Origin of the sequence: Planococcus sp. CAU13 (assembly GCF_000775575.1) — a bacterium.
In the GTDB taxonomy this organism is placed as follows: Bacteria; Bacillota; Bacilli; order Bacillales_A; family Planococcaceae; genus Planococcus.
Genome location: NZ_JRGN01000114.1, coordinates 1 through 3578 on the forward strand (window position 1 = coordinate 1; position 3578 = coordinate 3578).

Here is a 3578-nt window from a genome sequence, read left to right on the forward strand (position 1 = left end):
TGTCGCTAAGCCGCAGGAGTCTTCGCTGTTTTGCTCCATATCATTTAACTTTCATCTCTTATAAAGATAAAGGGACTCAAAAAATAAATGCTGTCATTGCATCTAGACAAGTAAATCACAACGTTAAGGAATAAATTAATGGGTATAGAAAGAATACTGAACCTACTATTTTAACAGCGGAATGGGGACTTCTTATGGATTTACTGTTGACTGTATTGCTTCTGCTGGGTTGTCTGTTGCTGTCGAATGTCATCAGTAATTATATACCTTTTATACCTGTCGCTTTGATTCAGGTGCCGCTCGGGCTGATACTTGTCCTGCTTTTTGAAGATATTGCACTGGATATTGAGACGGAATGGTTTTTGCTGCTGTTCATCGCTCCGCTTCTTTATAATGACGGCCGCAATTATCCCCGCGATGAATTATGGCGGATGAAAGGGGCCATTCTCTCCAATGCCGTTCTTCTAGTATTCCTGACTACGCTTGGCGGAGGACTGTTCATCCATTGGCTGATTGACGAGGTTCCGCTGGCTGCCGCATTTGCTCTGGCAGCTATTTTGTCGCCGACAGATCCTGTCGCAGTGAATGGTATTGCAAAGCGCGTCCGTTTGCCGCGGAAAGTATTGAACCTGGTCAGAGGGGAATCGTTGATCAATGATGCCTCCGGACTTGTTGCGTTCAATTATGCGATAACGGCTGTTGTGACAGGCTATTTCTCCTTGCAGGAAGCAGCACTCGATTTCTCGTATAAATTTGTGGCCGGAGGGATTCTCGGACTGGTGCTGGCCCTGCTGCTTATCGGGATCCGGCTGGCGCTGCGGAGACAGGGAATCATCGATGTCACCTTCCATACACTGCTGCAGATCCTTACGCCATTTTTCATCTTCATAATTTCCGAAGATGTTCTGCATGCTTCAGGTGTCATTGCGGTTGTGGTGGCGGGCATCGTTCATTCACTTGTCAGAGAACAGACTGCGACACTGGTTGCAGAAGAACAGGTGCTTACGGAAAATATATGGACAATTCTTTTATTTATCCTGAACGGCATCGTCTTCCTGCTCCTCGGTATGAGCATCCCGGCATCCATGAGCGGGATTCTGGAAAATCCAAGACTGGGATACGGATTGATATTCTTTTACGTTATTGCCATAGGACTGGTGATTTTAGGCATCCGTTTTATATGGGCTTATCTCTTCTCCGTTTATGAATACAATTATGGAAAAATCGCGCCTGATTCAAAGCCAAGTTTCAAAACTTCACTGCTCGTCAGTCTGACAGGTGTCCGCGGAACCGTTACGATGGTCGGGGTCCTGTCCATTCCGCTGCTGGTCGAAAACGGCGACGACTTTCCGCAGCGTTCGCTGTTGCTCTTCCTGGCAGCGGGAACCATTCTGTTCACGCTGATTCTGGCTACTGTCAGCCTTCCGCTTTTGAACAGAATGCCGAAAGAAGAGAGTATGGTCAAGCCGGAAATGAGTCTTCAGGAAGCTCGGAGGCTGGTGCTGCTTGCTTCTATACAAACGATCCGTTCTGAAATGAATAAAGAGAACGAACTGGCCGCATACGATTTAATGGATGAATACAAATGGCGGTTTGAGCAGCTCGATTCTTCTGAAATTCCGGAATCTGAAGCCGATAACGAAAGGGAACGAAAAATAAATGAAATAAGGCGGGCAGGTTTAAGAGCTGAAAGGAGCTTTATAAAGAGGATCAAAGAAAACGGAAAAATAGGCCAGAAAATTTATAAAGCGTTTGAAAAATCTTTTGACCGCCGGGAAGAACTCGCTTCAGACAATATCCGTTCATTTTCTTTGTATCTTCATGGGAAATTGAGGAGGGCGTGGAATCGATTCAAAGGATCTAGCCTCGAGATGAATAGAAATCGGCCAAAATCATTTCCGGAAGGACAGGAATACCAGCTGCAGGCGATGCAGGCAGCTGTCAAAGAGCTGGAGAGAATGGCAGAGAACAGTGAGGATGAAGAACTTGTGCATGAAGTCATTACAGAATACAGGCATAAAATCGCCCGCATGGAAAATCCCGACCAGGTGATTGCCGATAAATATGAAATGCAAAAAGAAGTGCTGCGGATCCGGGTGCTGGATGTTGGCCGATCCGAAATTTTTAGGCTCTATGAATCCGGCTCAATTTCAAGAGAAGATGTGAAAGAATTGAGAAGGTTCATAAACCATGTTGAAAGTGTGACATTGTTTGAACAGAATGAGTAGTCTTTGGCCTGAAATATCCTGAATTCAGAGCATATTAATTGAGTTCAAGATGCGAGAGGAGTAATATTCGATTTACCCTCCGATGTATAAAAGCTTTCTGAGAGGGTATGGGTAAAGAAGGTGCAAAAGTATACTACTATTTTTATATAGATTAAAAAAGGGGTGTTCAGAGATGAATGAAGAGAAAACTATTTTAAAGACGAGTGACTGGGTTAAAGCGACTTCCATGAATGGCGAAATAATCATAGGCTTTATTGATTCGATGAGCATGGTACAGGGCGCCGTGAACGTGACGGTTGCCGAAAGTGACAACGAAGCGATTATCGGCAAGACGATTCCTTTGGCTGTGAAGCAGGTTGAAAGTCTGCAGCAGACGGCACCGAAAGACAAAGCTCAGCTGGAGTATCTGATTGATCTGGCTTTGCAGACTGGTGATAAAGATTGGTTTGAAGAGTTGACTGCGGAGTTAAATGGGAAGAGACAGTCGGTTAAGTAAGCTCTCAGAGTATGATATAAATATATTAAATAAGGGCAGCAGGCTTATTATAAGCCTGCTGCCCTTATTCTATTTACTAATTATGCAAAAATTGGACCTATGGGTATTTCTTAAAATTTTTCAAACTGTCTTGATCAACGTTGATTGTTGACGATCAATAACAAATAATTTGCTAAATAATACTGCAATTTATTGTGATATGCTGAAAACATCTTAAAGAGAGACGAGGCGCTTAATATGAGTACTGTTGATAGGGCATTGAAATCTATAGGGAAAGCAAATTTTGTAGAGTACTTCAAGGACTATAAAGAGCTGGCATTCAGTAAAGAAAAAATAAGTGGAAGTGACAAAATGCCTTTAGCTCAGAAACTGCTTGAAAATAATCCGAATGCGTCCAAATTGTCCGGCCAACTAATCAGAATCTCATCCGCAATCGGCATCTTTAAGAATGGATGGGAAGTGGAAGCTTTAAAGGAAGTCATATCTTCAACACATCCTTCAATCACGAAAGAGATAAAAGAAGAAGCTGCAGCGTTAATTAACAATAGGAGATCTCGAAAAGAATTGTAAAGAGGCTTCAATCCTGGCGGGGAGATTGCGTTTACTACTTTTGATAATGCCATTTAAGATGAATATAACTCCAAAAAAAATACCCCGCTCTTCATAATATAAATTTGAAGAGAGGCTTAATTTGCATTTTTACATATTAAATATATAAGTGGAACTTAAGAAACAGCATTTTATGCACATCTTTGACTCTAGAAGGTTCTCAAAAGATATTAAGCAAAACAGCTGAGAAAACCTTACTGCTCCTGCAGCTTAGTGACACGACCGATACACCGCAGGGAGCGCAG

Annotated in this window: 3 protein-coding genes; all 3 read left to right on the forward strand. The window is 42.7% G+C overall.

Translation table 11 applies throughout. The features are described from left to right. Nucleotides 1-194: 194 nt before the first annotated feature. The 3 genes from KW93_RS05015 to KW93_RS05025 all read left to right on the forward strand — a co-directional run bounded on the left by KW93_RS05015 (nt 195) and on the right by KW93_RS05025 (nt 3294). Nucleotides 195-2228 carry a Na+/H+ antiporter gene (locus KW93_RS05015; RefSeq protein WP_033541885.1) on the forward strand — a complete coding sequence of 678 codons (2034 nt, stop codon included), beginning with the start codon at nt 195-197 and terminating at the stop codon, nt 2226-2228. Nucleotides 2229-2400: 172 nt separating this feature from the next. Beyond that, complete coding sequence (locus KW93_RS05020) at nt 2401-2724, forward strand: IDEAL domain-containing protein (RefSeq protein ID WP_033541886.1); 324 nt, start codon at nt 2401-2403, stop codon at nt 2722-2724. A gap of 237 nt (nt 2725-2961) precedes the next feature. Beyond that, nucleotides 2962-3294 carry a hypothetical protein gene (locus KW93_RS05025; protein WP_033541887.1) on the forward strand — a complete coding sequence of 111 codons (333 nt, stop codon included), beginning with the start codon at nt 2962-2964 and terminating at the stop codon, nt 3292-3294. The last annotated feature ends 284 nt before the right edge of the window (nt 3295-3578 follow it).